Source organism: Gordonia sp. UBA7599, from assembly GCA_002477755.1.
GTDB lineage: Bacteria > Actinomycetota > Actinomycetes > Mycobacteriales > Mycobacteriaceae > Gordonia.
The window spans coordinates 26,396-48,238 of record DLKD01000131.1 but is presented as its reverse complement, the minus strand read 5'-3'; the positions used below and the strand labels follow the sequence as shown (position 1 = coordinate 48,238).

Sequence of the window (21,843 nt, the reverse complement as noted above, 5' to 3'; positions counted from 1 at the left end):
GGTCGATTGACAGTAGATCCGCGGCACCCGCGGACGGGCAACCACCGCGGGGTATTGGACTCACTGCGAGCAGAACCCGCCATCGTTGCCCGACTTGCGGCACTGATCGCCTACCTTGACAGTCATGGCTTGTTCCCTGTCGAGGCGAATGCACGACGCCGTCGTCGTCGCGCCCGGCTGTCGGTGTCGATGAACGACGGCTCGTCCGTCGACTTCTTGCACCGCAATCCTCCTCATCGCTAGGGAAGAACTCCATGTCCGAAACCGCATCGGCGGCCCCACTCTGGCTGTCCGAGACTGTCTTGCCTGTTAGTACGTGGCCGTCTGAAACTGCCGCGATCGCGCCGTCGGCGATACTCTCTGTGCCGCGCCCGGCACCCTTCGCCCGGTTGACTCGCTACCGCGGCGGCACGTACTCGCCGACGGTCGGCCGGGTCCGATTCGCCGATGGGGCACAGGCGCGCACCGACCTGATCCGGCTCAACCCCGACGTCGGCGCCTACTCGCTGGACTTCAACGGCATGGTCACCGACAGTCCCACCGTGTATCGCCCGCATTCGTGGGACGAGGTGACCGGCGCCTACGCCGCCCGGTTCCGGTCGGCGGCGATCTCGGCTCTGCTAGCGCAGTCCTATCCCCACGTCGGTCTGGCAGAGCTCAGTAGTCGGCTGCGTGCCGCGGGCTACCCGCTGAACTGCGGAAACCTGCGGGAACACCAGGCGATAGCTGCTACGCAGGCGGCGATCTGGCGGCTGACCAACAACTTGTCCCTCGACACGGCTCCGGTCGACGTCCCGATCGGCGTCACGACGATCACGTCCGACGGTGGGACCGTCGTCGAGGTGGAGTTCGCCGAGCCGGTCGTCCTTGGAGGCTTCGCACTCGTGCTGGGATCGGACCTTCCTGCTGACCGATTCGCCGTGCGTCTTCTCAAGCCCACCGGTCACGGATGGGCGACGGTCGGCGGTTCAACCTTCACCACTAACGACCGCGGACAACATCAGCGCCGGCTGGGGGAGGCCGCGACTATCAGCGAGGCTCCGCGCGGATCGGGCCCGGTCGGGTACCGCACCTATCGGATCGAGGTGTCCGGCGCGGGCCGAGTGACGGTCGGCGACCTGCGGTTCTGCGTGTCCGGGGCACCGCGCTTTGCCAACGAGGCACCGATCGTCGCGCTGTACGAGTATCTGTTGGCCGGTACTCGGGCCACGCCCGCGGCTGATCAGCCTCTGCCGGTACAGCCGTGGGTGCTGTTGGCCGACGACGATGCCGCAATCGGGCTTACGCCGCTGATCACCCTGCGTTGATTCCCCCGCGTTGATCACGCTCGGCTGATCACCCAGGGCTGATGGGCGTGGGCCCGTCCTTCTCCAGGAGGAAGAAGTAGGGCTGGTCAGCCCCGCGCTGGTCCATCACGCCGAGGAGCGTCGTGTCGTCGACGCGGCGGAAGTGGTCGATGACGGGGATGTCGTCGTAGACCATCGCCGCGCCGCTGGCGCCGCGGTAGGAGATGACGCGCAGGCGGGCGCGCGGCTTGCGGGTCCGCAACCCGCGGAAGGCGGCGCGTCCTCCCGGTGGCATGACGCGGGGAACGCGCGACGCGACGCCGGTCAGTGTGTTCATCGGCACGAGCTTGGGGTTCACCGCATACAGGTCGCCGGGTTCGCCGAACAGCAGCGGGTGGACGGTCTCGGCGTCGATGAACTCCTTGCCATACCACCCGGTCAGACCCAGTAGGCCGTCCATCGGGTGGCCAGTGGGTATTTCCGAGCCGCGCCAGCGCCCGATCATCTCGTCGACGGTCACAGGTGCGAGGGCGTCGAACAACTCCTGGGCGGCGATGGTGCTCAGGCCCGACCGAAGGTCTTGCGCAGTGGTCATGGTGGATCCTCTCAGCGCAGTGTCACGGCGGTCTCGGACACCGTGAAGCCGTGGTCGGTCTTCGTATCGTCGCAGCTGACGCCGGTCGCCTCGGCAATCGTGCAGGTGATCGGCCCGACGGTCAGCGTCCGACCGTAGGGGAGGGGTCGGGAGTTGCGCGATTCGGGATAGAACCGGGCGTCACCCATGGAGATGAGCATGGCCTTCTGATTGCGCGTCGACATCACCACGGCGTTGGGTGCGACCATGACCTCGGGGGCGCCGGAGCCCGGGACACGTGGCACGAAGTCGGGGAAGTGGCCGTGGCAGCCGGTTTCCGAATCGGGCTGGGCGGCGAGAATCGCGCACTGCCACTTCCCCGACGGGGAGGTGAAGTAGTAGTTGCCGCCCACGGCGTAGTCGGCCGGGTTCACCGCGCCTGACGCGAGTTTGGAGGAGCTGGGCTCTGCCATGTCTGCTTCTACGGGCGAGGTGGGCGCGGCGGATTGTCCGACGGTGGTCGTGACGGTCACCGTCGCCGACGCGTCGTCAGTACTGCTGGTCGAGCGATCACACCCGGTCAGGCACAGCACACCGACGGTGAGTACGACGACGGTGGATTTCACGAGAGGCGGGCGGCCGTTCCATGTGAGTGCCATAGCGCCACGCTACCGATTTTCGACGACGAGGCGGCCTTGTATCGAGGACTCGTTCCAGGGCATGCCCGGCGGTGCACCGCCGTAGGCTCGCCGATGTGGGCGGAGAAGATGAGAAGGCTGACAGCGTGGCGGAGTTGCGCGGGGACTTGGAACAGATCGTGGGTGGCACCCACGTCCTGACCGACCCCGACGTCGTCGCCGGCTATGTCACCGACTGGACCGGCAACTGGCACGGGCACACCGCGGCGGTGGTGCGGCCCGCGAACACCGACGAGGTCTCGCGGGTGCTCGCACGCTGTCACCGCGCCGGTGTGGCAGTGGTCCCGCAGGGCGGCAACACCGGTTTGGTCGGCGGTTCGGTGCCACTGCACGGCGAGGTCGTGTTGTCCACGGCTCGACTGAACCGCATTGAGGAGGTGGACGCACTCGGCTGCACGCTGGCGGCCGGAGCGGGCGTACGGGTGGCTGACGCCCAGCGCGCCGCAGCCGGTCATGGACTCGCGTTGGGCGTCGATCTGGCGTCGCGGGAATCGGCGACGCTGGGCGGCATAGTGGCCACCAACGCTGGCGGCATCGCCTTCGTCAAGCACGGCAATACCCGCGCCCAGGTGCTGGGGCTCGAGGCCGTGCTCGCCGACGGCCGGGTGCTGACCCGGTGGGCGGCACTGCCCAAGGACAACATCGGCTACGACCTGCCCGGTCTGCTCACCGGCTCGGAGGGGACGCTCGCGGTGATCACCCGAGTGTTGTTGCGACTGGTGTTTCCGGCGCAGGCCACGGCGACGGTGTTGGTCGGAGTTGACGACGCGGGTGCGGCGCTCTCGCTGCGCGACGCCATCCTCGAAGCCGGTCTGACGCTGGAGGCGGCGGAACTGATGACCGACGACGGACTGGATCTGGTCTGCGCCGAGAAGGATCTGCGGTACCCGTTCGATGACCGTGCTGCTTACACGGTGCTACTCGAGGTATCCGGACCCGACGATCCGGAGGGGTCGCTGGTCGAGGTGCTGGCGCGCTGCGCCGGAGTCGTCGACGGGACGGTGGAGAAGGGCCACGCCGAGCGTCTGTGGCACTACCGCGAAAGCCACACCGAGTCGGCCGCGTCATCGTCGGTGACCCCCGTGCTCAAGCTGGACATCTCCGTGCCGGTGCGTGAGATCGGCGGCTTCCTGGCTGAACTCCCCGAACTGTTGCGCGCCGACCACCCAGGCATCCGGCCACTGAACTTCGGACATTTCGCCGACGGCAACATCCACGTGAACCTGCTCGACGTGCCGCCCGAGCAGCGCGAGGAGGTGACCGACGCCGTCTTCCGCCTCGTCGCGCAGTATCAGGGCAGCATCAGCGCCGAGCACGGCATCGGACGGGCGAAGAACCCGTGGATCGGCTTGGGTCGATCGCCGGTCGACCTGGCAATGATGGCGGCGATCCGGCATGCCTTCGACCCCGCCGGGATCCTCAACCCCCACGTGCTTCGGTTCGACTGAGGCGTCGACACTGTGCGAATCCATCGCCGTTTCGTCGAACCAGCATCGACCGACGCGGCTTTGTCGAAACCATGCGGGGTGTAGAGATCGCTAGGGATGCACGACGATGTTGCCGACCTTGCGCCCGGAATCGATGCGCCGATGGGCGTCGACGATGTCGTCGAGGCCGATGTCGTCGCGCACGACGCGAAGCGTCCCGTCGGCGACGAGGCTCATTAGGTGGGCGAAATCCTCGGCGCGCTCGGGTGCCACACCTGCTTTCACGCGCCGGCGCGGGATGACGTTTTCGGCGAGGGTCGCGGCAGCGAGCACCGCGGTGCCGCTGTCGGTCAGCAGTCGTGCTGCGGAAGCGGGATCGAGATTGCCGACGGTGTCGAGGACGACGTCGAAGCGCCGCTTCGTGGCTGCGAGGTCCACACTGGTGTAGTCGATGACGTCGTCGGCGCCCAGGTCGGTGACGAGCGCGGCATTGGACCCGCTGGTCACCGCGGTGACCGTAGCGTCCAGGTGCTTGGCGATCTGCACCGCGTTGGTGCCGATGGCGCCGGAGGCGCCGTTGACGAGGACTGTCGTGTTCGCGCCGGTGTCCACGCTGCGCAAGAAGTGCAGTGCCGCTGAGCCGCCGAACAACACGCCCGCCGCGTCGGAGTGGCTGACCGTCGGGGGCTTGTGGGTCAACTTCTTCGCGGGGATGGCGACATACTGCGCGTGGGTGCCCATCGCAGTGCCGGTCATCCCGGCCACCTCGTCGCCGACGGCGAACCCGTCGACCTTGGCACCGAGCGCCGCCACCGTGCCAGAGACCACTCCGCCCAACACGGGTCGTCGGGGCCGCCGCCAGCCGAAGGCCAGCCGCGAGAGTGCGCCGAAACCGTCGGGGAAGCGTGCGCCGCGGATGCGGGCGTCCCCAGAGGTGACCGCAGCGGCGACAACGCGGACGAGTACCTGCTTGGGCCCGGGTTCGGGTCGATCGATATCACGGATCTCGACGACCTCGGGCGGGCCGTAGACCGGGACGACTGCTGCTCTCATGCCATTCTCCTTACGCCTGTAAGTCTTGCTGGGAATGCTAGCCTTACGGTCGTAAGTCTGCAAACGTCGGGCGTAAGGAGTACGACCGTGGCACGCGCGCACCTGACCCGGGAGAAGGTCGTCGACGCGGCAGTCGCCGTAGCCGACGCCGGCGGATTGTCGGCGGTCAGCATGCGCAACGTCGGACGCGAACTCGGCGTCGAGGCGATGTCGCTCTATCACCACGTCGCTGACAAGAGCGCCCTGCTCGATGCGATGGTGGACTGGATCTTCACGCGGATCGAGCTGCCGGCCCCCGACGATGGGTGGCGCGATGGGATGGTGCGACGGGCCGACTCGGCGCGCGCCGTGCTCGCCGCGCATCCGTGGGCCCTTGGACTGGTCGACTCCCGACGCACCCCGGGGCCGGCTCTGTTGACGCACCACAACGCCGTACTGGGCTGTCTGCGCCGCAACGGCTTCACCGTCGAACTCGCGTCGCACGCCTTCTCCGCGATCGACTCGTACGTCTACGGGTTCGTCCTCACCGAGATGAATCTCCCCTTCTCCGACGGCGCCGACGAACTCGTCGGCGAGTTCACCGACGCACTGCCGGTGGCTGACTATCCGTATCTGGCGGAGCTCGCGGAGACGGTCGTCACCGAGTCCTATCGGTTCGCCGACGAGTACTCCTACGGGCTCGACCTGGTGCTCGATTCGATCGCAGTGCGGCGACGCTGAATTCTCACTGTCGCGCGGCGTACCCAGAGGGGTGGCAGGATCAACTGCCATGCACACCACACCGGCCGAAACGGAGAAGTTGCTGCTGGCGGTCGCCGGGATGGTGGCGCGCGACCGGCGTGAGCGGGGAATCCTGCTCAACTACCCCGAGTCGGTCGCCCTGCTGTCCACCTGGGTCGTCGAGCGGGCCAGGGAAGGCGCGTCGGTCGTCGAGCTGATGGAACAGGGCCGGTCGGTCCTGCGTCGCGACGAGGTGATGCCGGGCGTACCCGAGATGATCACCGATGTCCAGGTGGAGGCCACCTTCCCCGACGGCCGCAAGCTGGTCACCCTGCATCACCCGATCGACTGACGAGGCGAGAGATGGCAACAACCGACTCCACATCAAGCGACTCCGGTCCCGGCGCGATCCGTGTGCGACCCGGGCAGATCGAACTCAACGCCGATCGCGGCCCCGACGAGCGAGCTGAGTTCGTCATCGTCAACACCGGCGACCGGCCCGTACAGATCGGCTCGCACATTCATCTGCCCGATGCCAATACCGCCCTTGATTTCGACCGCGCTGCCGCCCACGGGTTCCGCCTCGACGTCCCAGCGGGCACGTCGGAGCGATTCGAGCCGGGTGCGTCGCGCACCGTCGCCGTCGTTGCATTGCGCGGCCGGCGGGCAGTGCCGGGTATCCAGCGTGGCAAAGCCGATGGGAGTCTCTAAATGGTTTCCATCGACCGGGCGGCCTACGCGTCCATCTACGGCCCGACGGCCGGCGACCAGATCCGGCTTGGCGACACAGATCTGTGGATCGAGGTCACCAAGGACCACACTGTCGGCGGCGAGGAGTCGGTCTTCGGCGGCGGCAAGTCGGTGCGCGAGTCGATGAACCAGTCGACGCGGACCCGCGCCGACGGTGCGCTCGACACCGTCATCACCAACGTGATCGTCCTGGACTGGTGGGGGATCGAGCGAGCCGATGTCGGCGTCCGCGACGGCCGCATCGTCGCGCTCGGCCGCTCCGGCAACCCCGATATCGCCGACGGCGTGCACCCCGACCTCGTCATCGGGCCGTCGACCGACGTCATCGCGGGGGAGGGGAAGATCCTCACCGCCGGTGCTATCGACTCGCATGTCCACCTCCTCTCCCCGTCGCAGCTGCACGAGGCGCTCGCCACCGGCATCACCACCGTCATCGGCGGCGGCACCGGGCCGTCAGAAGGCTCCAAGGCCACAACCGTCACGCCCGGCGCGTGGCACCTGCAGACGATGCACCGCGCACTGGACGGGCTGCCGCTCAACATCGTGCTGCTGGGCAAGGGCAACACCGTTTCGGCCGCGGGGTTGGCCGAGCAGGCACTCGCCGGGGCCGGCGGCTACAAGGTCCACGAGGACTGGGGCTCGACGCCGGCGGCAATCGACTCTGCGCTCACCGCCGCCGACGAGTGGGGCCTGCAGGTGGCGCTGCACTCGGACTCGCTCAACGAGGCCGGCTTCGTCGACTCGACAGTGGCGGCGATCGACGGCCGCAGCATCCACGCCTTCCACGTCGAAGGCGCCGGCGGTGGCCATGCGCCCGACATCTTGTCGATCGCGGGGCTGCCGCACATCATCCCGGGTTCGACCAACCCGACGCTGCCGCACACCGTCAACACCGTCGCCGAGCACCTCGACATGTTGATGGTCTGTCACCACCTGAACCCGGCGGTGCCCGAGGACCTTGCTTTCGCCGAGTCTCGGATCCGTGGGACCACGATCGCCGCCGAGGACATCCTCCACGACATGGGGGCACTATCCATCACGTCGTCGGACGCCCAGGCGATGGGCCGTATCGGCGAGGTCATCACCCGCACGTGGCAGGTCGCACACGTCATGAAGGCACGACGCGGAGGGGAGACCGGCGACGAACCGGCCGACAATCTGCGCGCACGCCGGTACGTGGCGAAGTACACGATCAACCCGGCGGTCGCGCACGGCCTCGACGGCGAGATCGGCTCCGTCGAACCGGGCAAGCTCGCCGACCTCACGCTATGGGAGCCGAAGTTCTTCGGCGTGCGCCCGTCGGTCGTCATCAAGGGCGGTGCGATCGCCTGGGCCGCCCTCGGCGATCCGAACGCCTCAATCCCCACACCGCAGCCGGTGTTGGCCCGCCCGACTTTCGGCGACGCGATCGGGGCGGACCTCTCGCTGACCTTCGTCTCCCCGGCGGCGCTGGACGACGGGCTCGCGCAGCGTCTGGGGTTGCGCCGGAGACTGGTGCCGCTGCGGCCCACGCGCAGCATCGGAAAGAAGGATATGAAAGTCAACGACGCCCTGCCGATCATCGACATCGCTCCCGACACCTTCGCCATCAGCATCAACGGCGAAGCCGTCACCCCGGCACCGGCGGAACGGCTGCCCCTGGCCCAGCTGTACTCGATGTTCTGATGTACGCCGCGATGCTGCTGGCCGACGCCCGGCTCCCCAGCGGCGGCCACGCCTACTCGGCCGGTGTCGAACCGGCGCTGCGCAGCGGGCTGGCGCCCGAAGAGATCGGCGAGTACATGCTTGGCCGGGCGCGGACCGTGGTGCGGGTGGAGGCCGGTACCGCCGTCGTCGCCCGTCACGCGCTGCTCGACGACGCCGATTCACATGCCGGCCTCGATGCCGTACTGGCCGCGTGGGCGGCGCGCACCCCGTCGCCGGCCCTGCGGGAGGCCTCTGCCGCGCAAGCACGCGGCCTTCTGCGGTTGGCCGGTTCGCTGTGGCCCGGTCCAGTGTGGCCGGTGCTCGCCGAGCAGGCCCGACCGCTGTGCCGGGCCGTCGTAATCGGGGCGATCGCCGCCGCGTCGGAGATGTCGGCCGTGGAACTAGTCCGTACCGTCATCTACGACGATGCTGCTACGGCCGCGGCCGCGCTCCTCAAGCTCGACCCGTGCGATCCGGCGCAGGTCAGCCGGTGGGTGCTGGACGCCTGCGCGGCCGCGGAGCCCTTCGTCGTCGAGTTGGCGGCCCTGATCGAACCGGCCGCGATCCCGGCGGCCGGTGCCCCGCAAACCGAGGAGTGGGCGCAGGCCCACGCACTCCTGACCCAGAGGTTGTTCCGTGCCTGAGACCACTGACCCCGCGCGGTCTTTCCGACTCGGCATCGCCGGGCCCGTCGGCACCGGAAAGTCGTCGTTGATCGCGACGGTGTGCCGCGAACTGGCCGACGAGATCGCGATCGGCGTCATCACCAACGACATCTTCACCGACGAAGACGCCCGGATGCTCAAGGCGGCCGGCGTGCTCGACGCCGAGCGGATCCGCGCGGTGGAGACCGGCGCCTGCCCGCACACCGCCATCCGCGACGATGTGACGCAGAACCTGCTCGCCGTCGAAGACCTGGAGCGCGACTTTGCGCCGCTGGACCTGGTCATGGTCGAATCCGGCGGCGACAACCTCACCGCCACGTTCTCCCCGGCGCTCATCGACGCTCAGATCTTCGTGCTCGACGTCGCCGGTGGCGGCGATGTGGCACGCAAAGGCGGGCCGGGGATCGCCCGCGCCGACCTGCTCGTCGTCAACAAGACCGACCTCGCTCCACACGTGGGTGTCGACGTCGAGTTGATGGCCGCCGACGCGCGCGCGGCGCGCGAGGGCGGGCCGGTGCTCGCGCTTTCGCGCCACGACCCGGAGTCGGTGGCGCAGCTACGGACATGGGTGCTCTCGATGATCGCGGCGCGCCGCTCCGGTGACCACACCCCGATCGACCCCGGCCCCATGGCTCCGCACTTCCACGCCGACGAGCAGCACCCCGACGGCGGGTACACCCACAGTCATGCCCACTCCCGCGCACACGAGCACTGATGACCACGACGACGGTCGGCGTGCGCGCCGGAGATCCGCGCGCCGGCGTCGTGATGTCGTCGGGAGCCGGCACCGTGTTGGTCCCGCGACTGCTCGACCGGACCCGCGACACCGCTCGGATCGCGCTGGTACCGGGCGGGGCGATGGTCCTCGGCGGTGACCACCTGTCGGTGCGCGTGGAGGTCGGGGCGGGGTGTCGACTTGAACTCGTCGAGGTCGGGGGGACGGTCTGTTACGACGCGGCCGGGCAAGCATCGACGTGGTCGGTGGACGTTGCGGTGGGACGCGGCGCGACGCTGTTGTGGCACGGACGTGAGACGGTCGTCGCCGACGGATCGAACCTGACCCGGTCCCTGCGCGTCGAACTCGACACCGGAGGATGTGCACTGGTCCGGGAGACGACTGTCCTGGGGCGCAGCGGTGAGGGCGGCGGGCGCGTGCGACAAGCGACGGAGGTCGTGGCGCGCGACGGCACGCCGGTGCTGGTCGAAGAGATCGACCTAGATGGCGCAAACCCGGTACCGGGGGTGATCGGTGCCCACCGGGTGCTCGACACCGTCCTGATGCTAGGTCGTCGGCCACGGGGCGAGAGTGGTCCGGGGGTGATGAGCTTGGCCGAGCCGGGGGCGCTGGCCCGCTTCATCGGACCGGCCACCCACCTCAGCCCGCTCGGCGCGACATGGGAGTCGTGGCGCAATACGGTGGGAGACCGGGCGATGGACGAGGAGCGCAGATGAGCGGCGGGCAGCGCGACACCGTAGGCGCGACGCTGTCGGGTTGGCCGGTGGCTGTCGGGGTCATCGTCGCGTTGAACGTGGTGGGCTGGGGGATGTTGCTGCTGGTCGTCGTGCCGTCCGGGGTGAGCTATGCCGCCGGTGGGTCCACGGCGCTGGCCGTCGGGCTGGCGGCGTACGCGCTGGGCATGCGCCACGCCTTCGACGCTGACCACATCGCCGCCATCGACAACACCACCCGTCGCTTCGTCGATCGCGGCAAACCGGCCTCGACGGTGGGCCTGTGGTTCTCCCTGGGCCATTCCACGGTCGTGCTGCTGTTGTGCGCCGCGCTGGCCGCGGGGCTCTCCGCGGCGGCCGCGGCGATCTCCGATGACGATTCGGCGGTGCGCGGGTTTACCGGTGTATGGGGTCCGACGGTGTCGTCGGTGTTCCTCCTGGCGATCGCCGCGATCAACATGTGGTCGCTGCGTCAGTCTCGCCGCGACGGCACCGAGCAAGCCAAGGGCGGACCAATGTGGTGGCTGATGCGCCGGTTCGAGGCGGTCGTGGACCGACCCTCGCGCATGTTCGGTGTCGGGTTCGCCTTCGGTATTGGGTTCGACACCGCCACGGAGATCGGGTTGCTCGCCATCGCCGGTGCGGCGACGCTGGGCCAGGTGCCGTGGTGGGCGGTCATGACCCTGCCGGTCCTTTTCGCGGCGGGGATGTCGCTGCTCGACACCACCCAGGGGGCTCTCATGCGCCGGGCCTACGCGTGGCAGGCCCCGACGGCCGACGGTGTTCCCTCGCAGCGTCGCGTCATCCGGTATCCGCTGGTGATGACTGGGATCTCGGCGGTGGTTGCGGTCCTGGTCGCCGGTGTGCAACTCGCGGGTGTGGGCACTGAAACCTTCGGCTGGGGCGGACTCGTCGAGCGGATCGGATCGGCTGACCTGGAGACCCTCGGCATCTACCTCACCGTCGTCCTGCTTGGGGTTTGGATTGCCGCTGCCGCGGCGCTGCTGCTTCGTCGTCGGGCGTAGCAGGATCCCGTCGGAAACAAGGTCGAACCGGTGGAAGCAGAGTTTGTCTGACTAGTCGTTGTCGTGCTGTCGGATGCCGAACACGGTGAACAGGCAGGCCGCCGCCGCGAAGACCACCAGCAGCGTGAGGCCGATGGTGTACGAGTGGTCGGCGTCGTCATAGGTGGCGCCCATCAGCAGCGGGGGGAAGAAGCCGCCGAGGCCGCCGGCCGCACCGACGAGCCCGGTCACCGCACCGACTCGGGCGGGCGGCGACGCGACGGCGACCCAGGCGAAGACCGAGCCGGCGCCCATTCCCATCATCACGGCCATCAGGATGAAGTCGACCCCGGCATACCACGGCATCGCGGGTTTGGTGATCATCCAGAGCGCCAGCAACGCGGCTCCACCGCACGAGATGGCCGTGATCAAGCGCGGACCGAACCGGTCGGACAGGACGCCGCCGAGTGGGCGTGCGATGACGGCTGCCACCGCGAATCCCGCGGTGCGGGCACCGGCCGACTTGAGGTCGGTCATGTCGTAGACATCATTGAGGTACGTCGGCAGATAGGTCGAGAAGGCAACGAACCCACCGAACGCCGCGGCATACAGGAATGCCATCTGCCATGTGATCGGGAGTTTCAGCGCATCGACCAGCTTGGGCATGGGTGGTTCGGTGTTGGGCGTCCACGTCGGCGCGTCCCGCATTCCGGCCCAGCAGATGGCGGCGACGACGATCAGCGCGCCCGCGATGATGATGTGCGTCGGGAAGTAGCCGAACCACTCCTTGAACCGGGGTGTGAAAAACGCCGACAGGGCGGTCCCGCCCATGCCGGCGCCGAAGACGCCGGTGGCGAATCCGCGTCGCGCTGGCTCGTACCAGTTGTTGAGGAATGGGATTCCGGCAGCGAAGCTGGTCCCGGCGATTCCGAGGAAGAAGCCGATGACGATCATCAGTGGGTACGACTTCAACTCACCGGCCACAGCGACGAGGATCACGAACGGAACCGACAGTAGTAGCAGCGCGGTGAACATGACGCGCCCGCCGAACCGTGGTGTCAGTACGCCGACGACGATTCGGCCGAGCGAGCCGACGAGGATGGGCACGGCGATCAGGATCGACTTCTGTGAGGCGTTCAGATCCATTTCGCCGGGGCTGGCGTAGAACACGCCGAGCGGTGCGATCAGGTTCCAGGCCCAGAAGGTGATCGCGAATGCCAGCGTGGCGAGGACGAGGTTGCGGGTCTGTCCGGCGCGCAGCGCGGATGCCGGTTGTTGGGCGGTCGTCATCGACGGGCTCCATCTTTCGTGCCGATCGGCGCCCACGCTTCGGTGTGGCTTCCACCGGACGTGGGTTTGCCGTCCCGGCTGCGGTAGACGATGTACGGGCGGAACAGGTAGTGCAGCGGTGCGGTGAACATGTGGACCAGGCGCGTGAACGGCACCAGGATGAACAGCAGCATTCCGATGAGCACGTGGATGTGGAAGCGCAGCGGTGCCGCTTCCATGGCGCTGATGTCAGGGTGGAGCGCGAAGATGGACCGGAACCACGGCGCAACGGTTTGGCGGTAGTCGACGCCGGGCCCGTGCGGGTCGATCATTCCCACCACGGTGATGTAGGTGCCCGCCACCAACGCGGACACCAAGACCAGATACATGAGCTTGTCGTTGGTTGTGGTCGCCGCGAACACCGGACCCACGGTGCGCCGCCGGTAAATCAGGATCGCGACGCCGACGAGGGTGGCCACGGCGGCGAGAATCCCGCCGACGGCTGCGGCCCAGTGGTACATGGATTCGCTGATCCCCAGGGCGTTGGTCCAGGATTCCGGGATTACCAGGCCGACCGCGTGCCCGGCGATCACCACCAGGACGCCGTAGTGGAACAGCGGTGAGCCGATGCGGAGCAGCCGGGCCTCGTACAGCTCCGACGACCGTGTCGTCCAACCGAACTTGTCGTAGCGGAACCGCCAGATGGTGCCGCCGATCACCGAGATCAGCGCGAGGTAGGGGACGACTCCCCACAGGAAGACGTTCATCGCGGCCCCCCGACGGTGGCGGGTGGGGCGGTGACCACCGGCGACAACGAAATCAGACGCGGATCGCCGACGTCGAGGCCGACCTGCTCGACCGTCCCTGCGGGCATCGGGTCGGTGGCGTCGCCAGCGGGTCCGCGTTGCATGGCCAGTGCCGCTGCCTTGTCCGGTGGCGATTGACCGGGCAACGTCGCACACACCGACACCAGGACGTCGGCGTATGGCGAGCCCGCCTCCTGTAGTGCCAGTCGGATCAACTCGATGGACCCCCGGTACTCGACGAGCAGGTCGTGGCCCGCAACCGGATCCACGCGTGCGGCGAACTCGAGGACCATCGGCAGGTAGTCGGTCAGCTCGCCGTGCGTGTCGACGAGGAATCCGGCTCGACGGTAGCGCTGCTTGAACGCCGCGAGGGCCTCGCCGCGGCGGCGCGTGTCCCCATCCGACCAGTACGTCAGATACAGCGTCTGACGCCGTGAGAGATCGAAGACGTCGACGTAGTCGCGGCGCAGAGCATCCGGAGCGGTCGAGCCCAGATGGTCGACGAACCGGGCCAGGGGAGCTGTCGACGAGGACGGCGTCAGCTCGGCGAGGGCGCTGCGCAGCAGGTCTACGCGTTCGAGTAGCTCGTCGTCGGGGTACTGCAGGCACCAGGATGCGACCTGGCGGACGACCCGGTGGTCGCCGGAACTGCGAGGGCGGTCTGCGGTCGGCTTCGCCGCGAACGGATTGCGCATCACTGCTTCGCTCCGGCGTCCGACGGGAACATGCCCGACGCACTCCCGTTGCCATCCCAGTTCAGCAGGTTGACTCGGCCACGCAGGACGTTCTCATCTGCGGCATGGTCGCTGGTCTGCCGTTGCCGCAACGCTTGGAAGGTCTCCACCGAGACCGGGGTCGGACGCCCGCTCGCCTCACCGAACGGGCCGGACTCGTACATGCCCGGACCGTCGTCGTAGTCGAGCGAGCATGCCAACTCCTCCAACTGATGGCCCTCTTCGCGGTGCGCAGTCGGGATGACGTACCGGTCGGCGTACTTGGCGATTGCCATCAGGTGGTACATCTCGACCATGGACTCCTCGTCCATGCCGACCGCCGCCGGGATCAGCGGGTTGGGTTCGCGGCCCAGGGCGACATCACGCATGTACGACCGCATCGCTGCCAGTTTGCGCAGCACCCCGGTGACGATGTCGGTGTCGCCCGCAGTGAACAACTCGGCGAGGTACTCGACGGGGATCCGCAGCGTGTCGATCGCACCGAACAGATTGTCGTGGCTCTCACCGTCGTGTCCCTGCTCGGAGAGCAGGTCGACGATGGGTGACAGCGGTGGCACGTACCAGACCATCGGCATCGTCCGGTACTCCGGGTGCAGCGGGAGAGCGACCCGGTACTTCTTCGCCAGGGCGTACACGGGGGAGCGGCGAGCGGCGTCGATCCAGTCGTCGGGAATCCCCTGCGCACGTGCCTGTGCCAGGACCGTTGGATCGGACGGGTCGAGCATCAGGTCGAGTTGGGCCTCGTAGAGATCCTTCTCGTCGGCGGTCGACGCCGCTTCGGTGACGCGGTCGGCGTCGTAGAGGAACAGTCCGATGTAGCGCAGCCGGCCGACACAGGTCTCCGAACACACCGTCGGCTGTCCGACCTCGATCCGCGGGTAGCAGAACGTACACTTCTCCGCTTTGCCGGTGCGGTGGTTGTAATAGATCTTCTTGTACGGGCAGCCGGTGATGCATTGGCGCCAACCGCGGCATCGATCCTGGTCGACCAGCACGATCCCGTCTTCTTCGCGCTTGTAGATCGCGCCCGACGGACACGACGCCATGCACGAGGGGTTGAGACAGTGCTCGCAGATCCGCGGCAGGTAGAACATGAAGGTCTGTTCGAGGTCGAGTTTGATCTTCTCCGAGGCCTGCGCGGCGAGCTTCTGCAGAACCGGGTCCTGCTCGGCGGTCGCCGCGCTGCCGCCGAGGTCGTCGTCCCAATTGGCCGACCACGTGATCGCCATGTCCTCGCCGGTGATCAGCGACTTGGGTCGGGCGACGGGGATGTCGTCGCCCAGCGGTGCGCTGATCAGGTTCTGGTAGTCATAGGTCCACGGCTCGTAGTAGTCGTGCAGCGTCGGCTGCACCGGGCTGAAGAAGATGGTGGCAAGTTTCTGCAGCCGACCACCGGTGCGCAGCCGCAGGCGGCCCCGCCGGTTGAGCTTCCACCCACCGCGCCACCTGTCCTGGTCTTCGTAGCGCCGCGGGTACCCCTGTCCGGGGCGCGTCTCGACGTTGTTGAACCACACGTACTCGGTGCCGGCCCGGTTGGTCCACGCCTGCTTGCATGTGACCGAGCACGTGTGGCAGCCGATGCATTTGTCGAGGTTCATCACCATCGCAACCTGTGCCATGACTCGCATCAGTACGTCACCTCCTGGCTGCGCCTGCGGATAGTCGAGACGATGTCGCGCTGGTTGCCCGTCGGACCGAGGTAGTTGAACGCGTACGACAACTGCGCATAGCCGCCGATCAGGTGCGATGGCTTCACCAGCAGTCGTGTCACGGAGTTGTGGATACCGCCGCGGCGCCCGGTCGCCTCGGACTTGGGTACGTCGATCGTCCGCTCTTGGGCGTGGTGGACGTAGGTGACGCCGTCGGGGATGCGATGGCTCACGATCGCCCGTCCGACGAAGACGCCGTTGGCATTGGTGCACTCGATCCAGTCGTTGTCTTCCACCCCAATCGCCGCGGCGTCGCCCGGCGAGAGCCACGCCGCCGGACCGCCGCGCGACAGCGACAGCATGAACAGGTTGTCCTGGTACTCCGAGTGGATCGACCACTTGTTGTGCGGTGTCAGGTACCGCACTGCGATCTCCATCTCCCCGGTCGGCCCCAGCTTGGGCTCGCCGAACAGCCGGTGCATGTCCAGCGGGGGCCGATAGACCGGCAGCGCTTCACCGATGTCGAGCATCCAGTCATGGTCGAGGTAGAAGTGCATCCGCCCGGTCAGGGTGTGGAAGGGCTTCTCGCGCTCGACGTTCATCGTGAACGGCGCATACCGCCGGCCGCCGGTCTCCGACCCCGACCACTCCGGCGAGGTGATCACCGGTTGCGGGGAGTCTTGCGTGTCGGCGAAGGTGATCCGCTTCTCCTCCGACCCGATGGCCAGGTCGACGAACCGCTTGCCGGTGCGCTCCTCGAGCTTTTCGAAACCGTCGACGGCCAGCTCGCCGTTGGTCGTCCCGGAGAACATCAGGATTGCTTCGGCGAGCTTCTCGTCGGTGTCGATGGCGGGACGCCCGTCGGCGACGCTGTGGTGCCCGGCAGGACTCATCATCACGCCGTTGGCGGCGGCCAGCTTCGAGGTTTGGGAGCCGATGTCGAAGGTGATGTTCTTGACGGTGAAACCGAGTTTGTCGGCCAGCGGTCCCACCGAGGCGAGTTTGTCGGCGATCGCGGTGTAGTCGCGTTCGACGACGACGAATTGCGGCAGGTTGGTACCCGCGACGCCCGGCCGCGGCGAGTCCAGCCAGTCGTCGACGATCCCGTGCGGGTTGGCCGTCTCGCCCGGAGTGTCGTGTTGGTTGGGTGTGGCGACGATGTCGCGGACGGTACCCAGGTGCGTGGCCGCCTGCCGCGAGAGTTCGGCCGCCAATGCGTGGAACAGTTCGAAATCGCTCTTCGCCTCCCACGGTGGGTCGATCGCCGGGGTGAAGGCGTGCACGAACGGGTGCATGTCGGTGGAACTCAGGTCGTGCTTCTCGTACCAGGTGGCCGCGGGGAGCACGATGTCGCTCATCAGCGTCGTCGAGGTCATCCGGAAGTCCGCCGACAGCAGCAGGTCGAGCTTGCCCTCCGGGGCTTCGTCGTGCCAGGCCACCTCGCGTGGGCGCGGGGTGTCGGGCTGCTCGGTGCCGAGCACGTTGTGCTGCGTGCCCAGCAGGTGGCGCAGGAAGTACTCGTCGCCCTTGGCCGACGAGCCGAGCAGGTTGGAGCGCCACAGCACCAGCGTGCGCGGCCAGTTCTCGGGTGCGTCGACATCGCTGATCGACGGTGTCAGCGCACCCTCGTGCAACTGGCGGGCCACCCATTCCGCGGGGCTACCCGCGTCGCCGGCGTCGACCGCGGCGCTCGCCTGATCGGCCACCGTCAGCGGGTTGGTGGAGAACTGCGGATAGAACGGCATCCAGCCCAACCGTGCCGATTGCGCGATGGCGTCGGCGGTGTGCGGATGGTCCAGCACGCCCTTCGAGAGCGGGGAGGCCAGCGCGGTCGTCGAGTATCCGTCGTTGCGCCACTGATCGGTGTGCATGTACCAGAACGATGTCCCTGGTTGCGTCCGCGGCGGGCGCGACCAATCCAGAGCATTGGCCAGCGAGATCCAGCCGGTGATCGGGCGGCACTTCTCCTGGCCGACGTAGTGGGCCCAACCGCCGCCGTTGCGGCCCATGCTGCCGGTCAGGTTGAGCAGCGCGAGGATCGCCCGATAGGTCGTGTCACCGTGGAACCACTGGCAGATGCCCGCACCCATGATGATCATCGAACGGCCTTGGGATTCCACAGCATTGGTGGCGAACTCGCGCGCGATGCGGATTGCCGACGACGCCGGCACGCTGGTGATCGCCTCCTGCCAGGCGGGCGTGTACGCGGTGTCCGCGTCGTCGTACCCGCTCGCCCAGTCGCCGGGCAGCCCGTTGCGGCCGACACCGTACTGGGCCAGCATCAGGTCGTAGACGGTGGTGACCAGGCGGTCGCCGATCCGGCGTGCGGGAACACCGCGGCGCAGCACGGAGCCACTGCCGTCCGGGGCGTCGAACGCGGCGACGCTGATCATCACCGGCGTCGCCTCGGGGTCGTCATGGAGCGACAACCGAGGCGTGACGCCCTGCAGGTCGAGATTCCATTGCCCTCGACCGGCTTCGGCATAGCGGAACCCGATCGACCCGTTGGGTACGACGACGGCGCCGTTCCCGTCGTCGAGGAAGACGGGCTTCCACGCGTCGTCGTCGTCACCGAGTCCCATGCCGACCTGGTCGGCGGTCACGAACTTGCCGGGGACCAAAGTTTCCTGACCGTCGTGGGTCTGCTCGTCGAGCTCGATGAGGAAGGGCAGGTCGGTGAACTTGCGGACGTAGTCGACGAAGAAGGGGGTCGTCGCGTCGACGAAGAACTCTTTGAGGATGACGTGGCCCATCGCCATGGCCAGTGCCCCGTCGGTGCCGGCCTGGGCGGGCAGCCATTCGTCGGCGAACTTGGTGTTGTCGGCGTAGTCGGGGGATACCGTGACCACTTTGGTGCCGCGGTAGCGGACCTCGGCCATCCAGTGGGCGTCCGGCGTGCGCGTGACCGGCACGTTGGAGCCCCACATCATCAGGTACGTCGCATCCCACCAGTCGCCCGATTCGGGAACGTCGGTCTGGTCGCCGAAGACCTGGGGGCTGGCGACGGGCAGATCGGCATACCAGTCGTAGAACGACGTCATGACGCCGCCGATGAGCTGGATGAACCTCGTGCCCACGCAGTGGCTGACCATCGACATGGCGGGGATCGGGGAGAAGCCGGTGCACCGGTCGGGGCCGTAGGTCTTGATGGTGTGCACGTGGGCGGCGGCGGCCATCTCGATCGCCTCGGCCCAACTCACCCGGACCAGTCCGCCTTTGCCGCGGGCGCGCTGGTAGGACCGGCGGCGCAGTGGGTCGGAGGTGACGTCGGCCCAGGCCAGGACGGGGTCGCCGAGCTTCGCTTTGGCCTCCCGGTACATCTCCACGAGGACACCGCGCGCATATGGGTGGCGCACCCGGGTGGGGGAGTAGGTGTACCAGGAGAACGCGGCGCCGCGGGGACAGCCGCGGGGCTCATACTCGGGCCGGTCCGGTCCGACCGACGGGTAGTCGGTCTCCTGGGTCTCCCAGGTGATTATGCCGTCCTTGACGTACACCTTCCACGAGCACGATCCGGTGCAGTTGACACCGTGGGTGGACCGCACGATCTTGTCGTGGCTCCACCTGTCGCGGTAGAACACGTCACCCGCGCGACCACCGTCGCGGAACACTGCCCGCCGGTCCTCGGTCTCATCCCACCGGGTGAAGAACTTCCCGATGTCTAAGAGGGCCTGCGCGGACTTACCTTGAACCTGGGCTGGGCGGTTCATATTGGGGACGCTAGTCCGCGAAAGTGGCCGGAGGGCCGAGAATTGCGCAACTCCAAGGAATGGCGGCTCCCCGGGGCGATTTGGGTCTGGACGACGCAGTCCCTACACTAGAACGGTTGCCCGGGGTGAACTGTGCCCCCTGGGAGCCACAACTTCATACCCCGTCGGTGCTGGCGAAAAGCCAAGGGCATCGGCAGGGAAGAACCTACGCACAACTCCACTTCGTGGAAGGCCCACCGGTTGACCTGGGAAACCAGATTGCCGCTGCATGGGAACCGCTACGAGAAAGGTTGACGGTCACCCATGACCATGACTGACCCGATCGCAGACTTCTTGACGCGTCTGCGCAACGCCAACTCGGCGTACCACGACGAGGTGACCCTCCCGTCGTCGAAGATCAAGGCCAACATCGCCGAGATCCTCAAGAAAGAGGGCTACATCACCGACTACCGCGTCGAAGACGCCGAGGTCGGCAAGAAGCTCGTCGTGAACCTCAAGTACGGCCCGAGCCGTGAGCGCAGCATTGCTGGTCTCCGCCGCGTCTCCAAGCCGGGCCTGCGGGTGTACGCAAAATCGACCAACCTGCCCAAGGTGCTGGGCGGCCTCGGCGTGGCGATCATCTCCACGTCGTCGGGCCTGCTCACCGACCGCCAGGCAGCCAACAAGGGCGTGGGCGGCGAAGTCCTCGCTTACGTCTGGTAGGGGGCACCATGTCGCGAATCGGTAAGAACCCCATCGCCATCCCGTCCGGCGTCGATGTGAAGATCGATGGCCAGGACGTCACCGTCAAGGGCCCCAAGGGCGAGCTGTCGGTCACCGTCAGCGAGCCGATCTCGGTCGCTGTGGAAGAGCAGCAGATCCTCGTCACCCGGCCCAACGACGAGCGCCGCAACCGTGCCCTGCACGGCCTGTCGCGCAGTCTGATCAACAACCTCGTGGTCGGCGTGACCGAGGGCTACACGCGCAAGCTGGAGATCTTCGGCGTCGGCTACCGCGTGGCCGCCAAGGGCCGTGACCTCGAGTTCGCGCTCGGCTACAGCCACCCGGTGCCCATCGAGGCGCCCGAGGGCATCACCTTTGCCGTCGAGTCGCCGACGAAGTTCTCGGTGACCGGCATCGACAAGCAGCAAGTCGGCCAAATCTCGGCGAACATCCGCCGCCTGCGGCGCCCCGACCCCTACAAGGGCAAGGGCATCCGCTTCGAAGGCGAGCAGGTCCGTCGCAAGGTCGGAAAGACGGGTAAGTAAGCCATGAGTGAAGCAGCAACTGTGAAGCGCAAGCCGGTCGGCACCGACGCCTCGACGCGTCGCCGCACGGCAACCAGCCGTCGTCACTTCCGCCTGCGGAAGAAGATCGCCGGTACCCCTGCGCGCCCCCGCCTCGCGGTCAAGCGCAGCAGCCGTCACATCCACGTTCAGCTCATCGACGACCTGGCCGGCCACACCCTGGCCGCCGCGTCGACGATCGAGGCCGACGTGCGTGCGGCCGGTGGCGACAAGTCGGCCCAGGCCGCCAAGGTCGGCGAGCTGATCGCCGCCCGCGCCAAGGCCGCCGGCATTGACACCGTCGTCTTCGACCACGGTGGCCACGGCTACCACGGTCGGATCGCGGCGCTCGCCGATGCCGCCCGCGAGGGAGGCCTGAAGTTCTGATGACCACCAACACCTTTTGCCTGATCAACAACGGAGGGACCGTCTAATGCCCGGACGTCAGCGTGACGGCGGGACCGGACCCGCCGATAACAACAACAGCAACGAGCGTGGCGGCGACCGTCGCGGTGGGCGCGGCGATCGTCGCGACAACCGGGGCGGCGGTCGCGACCGCGACGAGCGCAACCACCTCGAGCGCGTCGTCACCATCAACCGCGTGTCCAAGGTCGTCAAGGGCGGCCGCCGTTTCAGCTTCACCGCGCTTGTGGTGGTCGGCGACGGCCAGGGCATGGTCGGCGTCGGCTACGGCAAGGCCAAGGAAGTCCCGGCGGCGATCCAAAAGGGCGTCGAAGAGGCTCGTAAGAACTTCTTCCGCGTCCCGATGATCGGTGGCACCGTGACCCACCCGGTGCAGGGTGAGGCCGCTGCCGGCGTTGTGATGTTGCGCCCGGCCAGCCCCGGTACCGGTGTTATCGCCGGTGGCGCGGTGCGTGCCGTGCTCGAGTGCGCCGGCGTCACCGACGTGTTGGCCAAGAGCCTCGGCTCCGACAACGCCATCAACGTCGTGCACGCCACTGTCGCCGCTCTCAAGCAGCTGCAGCGGCCTGAAGAGGTCGCGGCCCGCCGCGGTCTGCCGGTCGAGGACGTCGCTCCCGCCGGCATGCTGCGGGCTCGCGCCGTCGCCGCTGCTACGAAGGGCGCGTGAGCGCCGTG

Annotated in this window: 22 protein-coding genes; 14 read left to right on the top strand and 8 right to left on the bottom strand. The window is 67.7% G+C overall.

The window, feature by feature from the left end; all coding sequences use genetic code 11:
* The first annotated feature begins 389 nt into the window (after nucleotides 1-389).
* On the top strand, nucleotides 390-1,307 hold the full coding sequence (locus B4L26_RS14705; RefSeq protein WP_290719910.1) for a TQXA domain-containing protein: 918 nt from the start codon (nucleotides 390-392) through the stop codon (nucleotides 1,305-1,307).
* Nucleotides 1,308-1,335: 28 nt separating this feature from the next.
* Here the strand turns inward: B4L26_RS14705 and B4L26_RS14700 are convergent, their stop codons facing one another.
* Nucleotides 1,336-1,881 carry a DUF4334 domain-containing protein gene (locus B4L26_RS14700; protein WP_290719908.1) on the bottom strand — a complete coding sequence of 182 codons (546 nt, stop codon included), beginning with the start codon at nucleotides 1,879-1,881 and terminating at the stop codon, nucleotides 1,336-1,338.
* An 11-nt stretch (nucleotides 1,882-1,892) separates the two neighbouring features.
* Complete coding sequence (locus B4L26_RS14695; protein ID WP_290719906.1) at nucleotides 1,893-2,519, bottom strand: hypothetical protein; 627 nt, start codon at nucleotides 2,517-2,519, stop codon at nucleotides 1,893-1,895.
* A 95-nt stretch (nucleotides 2,520-2,614) separates the two neighbouring features.
* On the opposite strand from B4L26_RS14695, the gene B4L26_RS14690 reads away from it, so the two are divergent.
* Nucleotides 2,615-4,006, top strand: a complete 1,392-nt coding sequence (locus tag B4L26_RS14690) for an FAD-binding oxidoreductase (RefSeq protein ID WP_290719904.1) — start codon at nucleotides 2,615-2,617, stop codon at nucleotides 4,004-4,006.
* Between the two features lie 90 nt (nucleotides 4,007-4,096).
* Here the strand turns inward: B4L26_RS14690 and B4L26_RS14685 are convergent, their stop codons facing one another.
* Entirely contained in the window at nucleotides 4,097-5,038 is a 942-nt protein-coding gene (locus B4L26_RS14685; protein ID WP_290719902.1) for an NAD(P)-dependent alcohol dehydrogenase, read from the bottom strand.
* A gap of 87 nt (nucleotides 5,039-5,125) precedes the next feature.
* On the opposite strand from B4L26_RS14685, the gene B4L26_RS14680 reads away from it, so the two are divergent.
* Genes B4L26_RS14680 through B4L26_RS14645 form a run of 8 tightly spaced genes read left to right on the top strand, consistent with a single transcriptional unit; the run spans nucleotide 5,126 to nucleotide 11,333 of the window.
* The gene (locus B4L26_RS14680; protein WP_290719900.1) at nucleotides 5,126-5,758 is read left to right on the top strand and encodes a TetR/AcrR family transcriptional regulator; all 633 of its coding nucleotides are present in this window, start codon (nucleotides 5,126-5,128) and stop codon (nucleotides 5,756-5,758) included.
* 49 nt (nucleotides 5,759-5,807) lie between these two features.
* Nucleotides 5,808-6,110, top strand: a complete 303-nt coding sequence (locus tag B4L26_RS14675) for an urease subunit gamma (RefSeq protein ID WP_290719899.1) — start codon at nucleotides 5,808-5,810, stop codon at nucleotides 6,108-6,110.
* Between the two features lie 11 nt (nucleotides 6,111-6,121).
* Entirely contained in the window at nucleotides 6,122-6,469 is a 348-nt protein-coding gene (gene ureB, locus B4L26_RS14670; RefSeq protein ID WP_290719897.1) for an urease subunit beta, read from the top strand.
* Nucleotides 6,470-8,173, top strand: a complete 1,704-nt coding sequence (locus tag B4L26_RS14665; protein ID WP_290719895.1) for an urease subunit alpha — start codon at nucleotides 6,470-6,472, stop codon at nucleotides 8,171-8,173.
* Nucleotides 8,173-8,838 (top strand): urease accessory UreF family protein, encoded by a 666-nt coding sequence (locus tag B4L26_RS14660; RefSeq protein ID WP_290719893.1) that lies wholly within the window; start codon nucleotides 8,173-8,175, stop codon nucleotides 8,836-8,838. The genes B4L26_RS14665 and B4L26_RS14660 overlap by 1 nt, the downstream gene beginning before the upstream one ends.
* A complete protein-coding gene (gene ureG / locus B4L26_RS14655) occupies nucleotides 8,831-9,574 on the top strand; it encodes an urease accessory protein UreG (protein ID WP_290719891.1) in 744 nt (247 codons plus the stop codon). The genes B4L26_RS14660 and ureG overlap by 8 nt, the downstream gene beginning before the upstream one ends.
* Nucleotides 9,574-10,311: an urease accessory protein UreD gene (locus tag B4L26_RS14650; RefSeq protein ID WP_290719889.1), complete on the top strand. Its 738-nt coding sequence runs from the start codon at nucleotides 9,574-9,576 to the stop codon at nucleotides 10,309-10,311. Before ureG ends, B4L26_RS14650 begins: the two co-directional genes overlap by 1 nt.
* Nucleotides 10,308-11,333, top strand: coding sequence for a HoxN/HupN/NixA family nickel/cobalt transporter (locus tag B4L26_RS14645; protein WP_290719887.1), 1,026 nt, complete (start codon nucleotides 10,308-10,310; stop codon nucleotides 11,331-11,333). Before B4L26_RS14650 ends, B4L26_RS14645 begins: the two co-directional genes overlap by 4 nt.
* Before the next feature lie 51 nt (nucleotides 11,334-11,384).
* On the opposite strand, the gene B4L26_RS14640 is transcribed toward B4L26_RS14645, so the two are convergent.
* From B4L26_RS14640 to B4L26_RS14620, 5 genes are read right to left on the bottom strand one after another with little or no spacing between them, the layout of a single operon-like run.
* Nucleotides 11,385-12,602, bottom strand: coding sequence for an MFS transporter (locus tag B4L26_RS14640; protein ID WP_290719884.1), 1,218 nt, complete (start codon nucleotides 12,600-12,602; stop codon nucleotides 11,385-11,387).
* Nucleotides 12,599-13,348 carry a respiratory nitrate reductase subunit gamma gene (narI, locus tag B4L26_RS14635; protein WP_290719881.1) on the bottom strand — a complete coding sequence of 250 codons (750 nt, stop codon included), beginning with the start codon at nucleotides 13,346-13,348 and terminating at the stop codon, nucleotides 12,599-12,601. Before narI ends, B4L26_RS14640 begins: the two co-directional genes overlap by 4 nt.
* Nucleotides 13,345-14,082, bottom strand: a complete 738-nt coding sequence (gene narJ / locus B4L26_RS14630; RefSeq protein WP_290719878.1) for a nitrate reductase molybdenum cofactor assembly chaperone — start codon at nucleotides 14,080-14,082, stop codon at nucleotides 13,345-13,347. Before narJ ends, narI begins: the two co-directional genes overlap by 4 nt.
* Complete coding sequence (narH, locus tag B4L26_RS14625) at nucleotides 14,082-15,749, bottom strand: nitrate reductase subunit beta (RefSeq protein ID WP_290719876.1); 1,668 nt, start codon at nucleotides 15,747-15,749, stop codon at nucleotides 14,082-14,084. Before narH ends, narJ begins: the two co-directional genes overlap by 1 nt.
* Nucleotides 15,749-19,480 (bottom strand): nitrate reductase subunit alpha, encoded by a 3,732-nt coding sequence (locus B4L26_RS14620; RefSeq protein WP_290719875.1) that lies wholly within the window; start codon nucleotides 19,478-19,480, stop codon nucleotides 15,749-15,751. Before B4L26_RS14620 ends, narH begins: the two co-directional genes overlap by 1 nt.
* A 303-nt stretch (nucleotides 19,481-19,783) precedes the next feature.
* Here B4L26_RS14620 and rpsH point away from each other — a divergent pair, with 303 nt between their 5' ends.
* Genes rpsH through rpsE form a run of 4 tightly spaced genes read left to right on the top strand, consistent with a single transcriptional unit; the run spans nucleotide 19,784 to nucleotide 21,835 of the window.
* On the top strand, nucleotides 19,784-20,182 hold the full coding sequence (gene rpsH / locus B4L26_RS14615) for a 30S ribosomal protein S8 (protein WP_290719872.1): 399 nt from the start codon (nucleotides 19,784-19,786) through the stop codon (nucleotides 20,180-20,182).
* Nucleotides 20,183-20,190: 8 nt separating this feature from the next.
* The gene (gene rplF / locus B4L26_RS14610) at nucleotides 20,191-20,727 is read left to right on the top strand and encodes a 50S ribosomal protein L6 (RefSeq protein ID WP_290719870.1); all 537 of its coding nucleotides are present in this window, start codon (nucleotides 20,191-20,193) and stop codon (nucleotides 20,725-20,727) included.
* A 3-nt stretch (nucleotides 20,728-20,730) separates the two neighbouring features.
* Entirely contained in the window at nucleotides 20,731-21,132 is a 402-nt protein-coding gene (gene rplR, locus B4L26_RS14605; protein WP_290719868.1) for a 50S ribosomal protein L18, read from the top strand.
* 46 nt (nucleotides 21,133-21,178) lie between these two features.
* Nucleotides 21,179-21,835 (top strand): 30S ribosomal protein S5, encoded by a 657-nt coding sequence (gene rpsE, locus B4L26_RS14600; RefSeq protein ID WP_290719865.1) that lies wholly within the window; start codon nucleotides 21,179-21,181, stop codon nucleotides 21,833-21,835.
* The last annotated feature ends 8 nt before the right edge of the window (nucleotides 21,836-21,843 follow it).

Coding starts and splice junctions, on each gene's coding strand:
- B4L26_RS14700 (WP_290719908.1), bottom strand. CDS start 1,881: ATGACCACTGCGCAAGACCTTCGGTCGGGCCTGAGCACCATCGCCGCC.
- B4L26_RS14695 (WP_290719906.1), bottom strand. CDS start 2,519: ATGGCACTCACATGGAACGGCCGCCCGCCTCTCGTGAAATCCACCGTC.
- B4L26_RS14685 (WP_290719902.1), bottom strand. CDS start 5,038: ATGAGAGCAGCAGTCGTCCCGGTCTACGGCCCGCCCGAGGTCGTCGAG.
- B4L26_RS14675 (WP_290719899.1), top strand. CDS start 5,808: ATGCACACCACACCGGCCGAAACGGAGAAGTTGCTGCTGGCGGTCGCC.
- ureB (WP_290719897.1), top strand. CDS start 6,122: ATGGCAACAACCGACTCCACATCAAGCGACTCCGGTCCCGGCGCGATC.
- B4L26_RS14665 (WP_290719895.1), top strand. CDS start 6,470: ATGGTTTCCATCGACCGGGCGGCCTACGCGTCCATCTACGGCCCGACG.
- B4L26_RS14660 (WP_290719893.1), top strand. CDS start 8,173: ATGTACGCCGCGATGCTGCTGGCCGACGCCCGGCTCCCCAGCGGCGGC.
- B4L26_RS14650 (WP_290719889.1), top strand. CDS start 9,574: ATGACCACGACGACGGTCGGCGTGCGCGCCGGAGATCCGCGCGCCGGC.
- B4L26_RS14645 (WP_290719887.1), top strand. CDS start 10,308: ATGAGCGGCGGGCAGCGCGACACCGTAGGCGCGACGCTGTCGGGTTGG.
- B4L26_RS14640 (WP_290719884.1), bottom strand. CDS start 12,602: ATGACGACCGCCCAACAACCGGCATCCGCGCTGCGCGCCGGACAGACC.
- narI (WP_290719881.1), bottom strand. CDS start 13,348: ATGAACGTCTTCCTGTGGGGAGTCGTCCCCTACCTCGCGCTGATCTCG.
- narJ (WP_290719878.1), bottom strand. CDS start 14,082: ATGCGCAATCCGTTCGCGGCGAAGCCGACCGCAGACCGCCCTCGCAGT.
- narH (WP_290719876.1), bottom strand. CDS start 15,749: ATGCGAGTCATGGCACAGGTTGCGATGGTGATGAACCTCGACAAATGC.
- B4L26_RS14620 (WP_290719875.1), bottom strand. CDS start 19,480: ATGAACCGCCCAGCCCAGGTTCAAGGTAAGTCCGCGCAGGCCCTCTTA.
- rpsH (WP_290719872.1), top strand. CDS start 19,784: ATGACCATGACTGACCCGATCGCAGACTTCTTGACGCGTCTGCGCAAC.
- rplF (WP_290719870.1), top strand. CDS start 20,191: ATGTCGCGAATCGGTAAGAACCCCATCGCCATCCCGTCCGGCGTCGAT.
- rplR (WP_290719868.1), top strand. CDS start 20,731: ATGAGTGAAGCAGCAACTGTGAAGCGCAAGCCGGTCGGCACCGACGCC.
- rpsE (WP_290719865.1), top strand. CDS start 21,179: ATGCCCGGACGTCAGCGTGACGGCGGGACCGGACCCGCCGATAACAAC.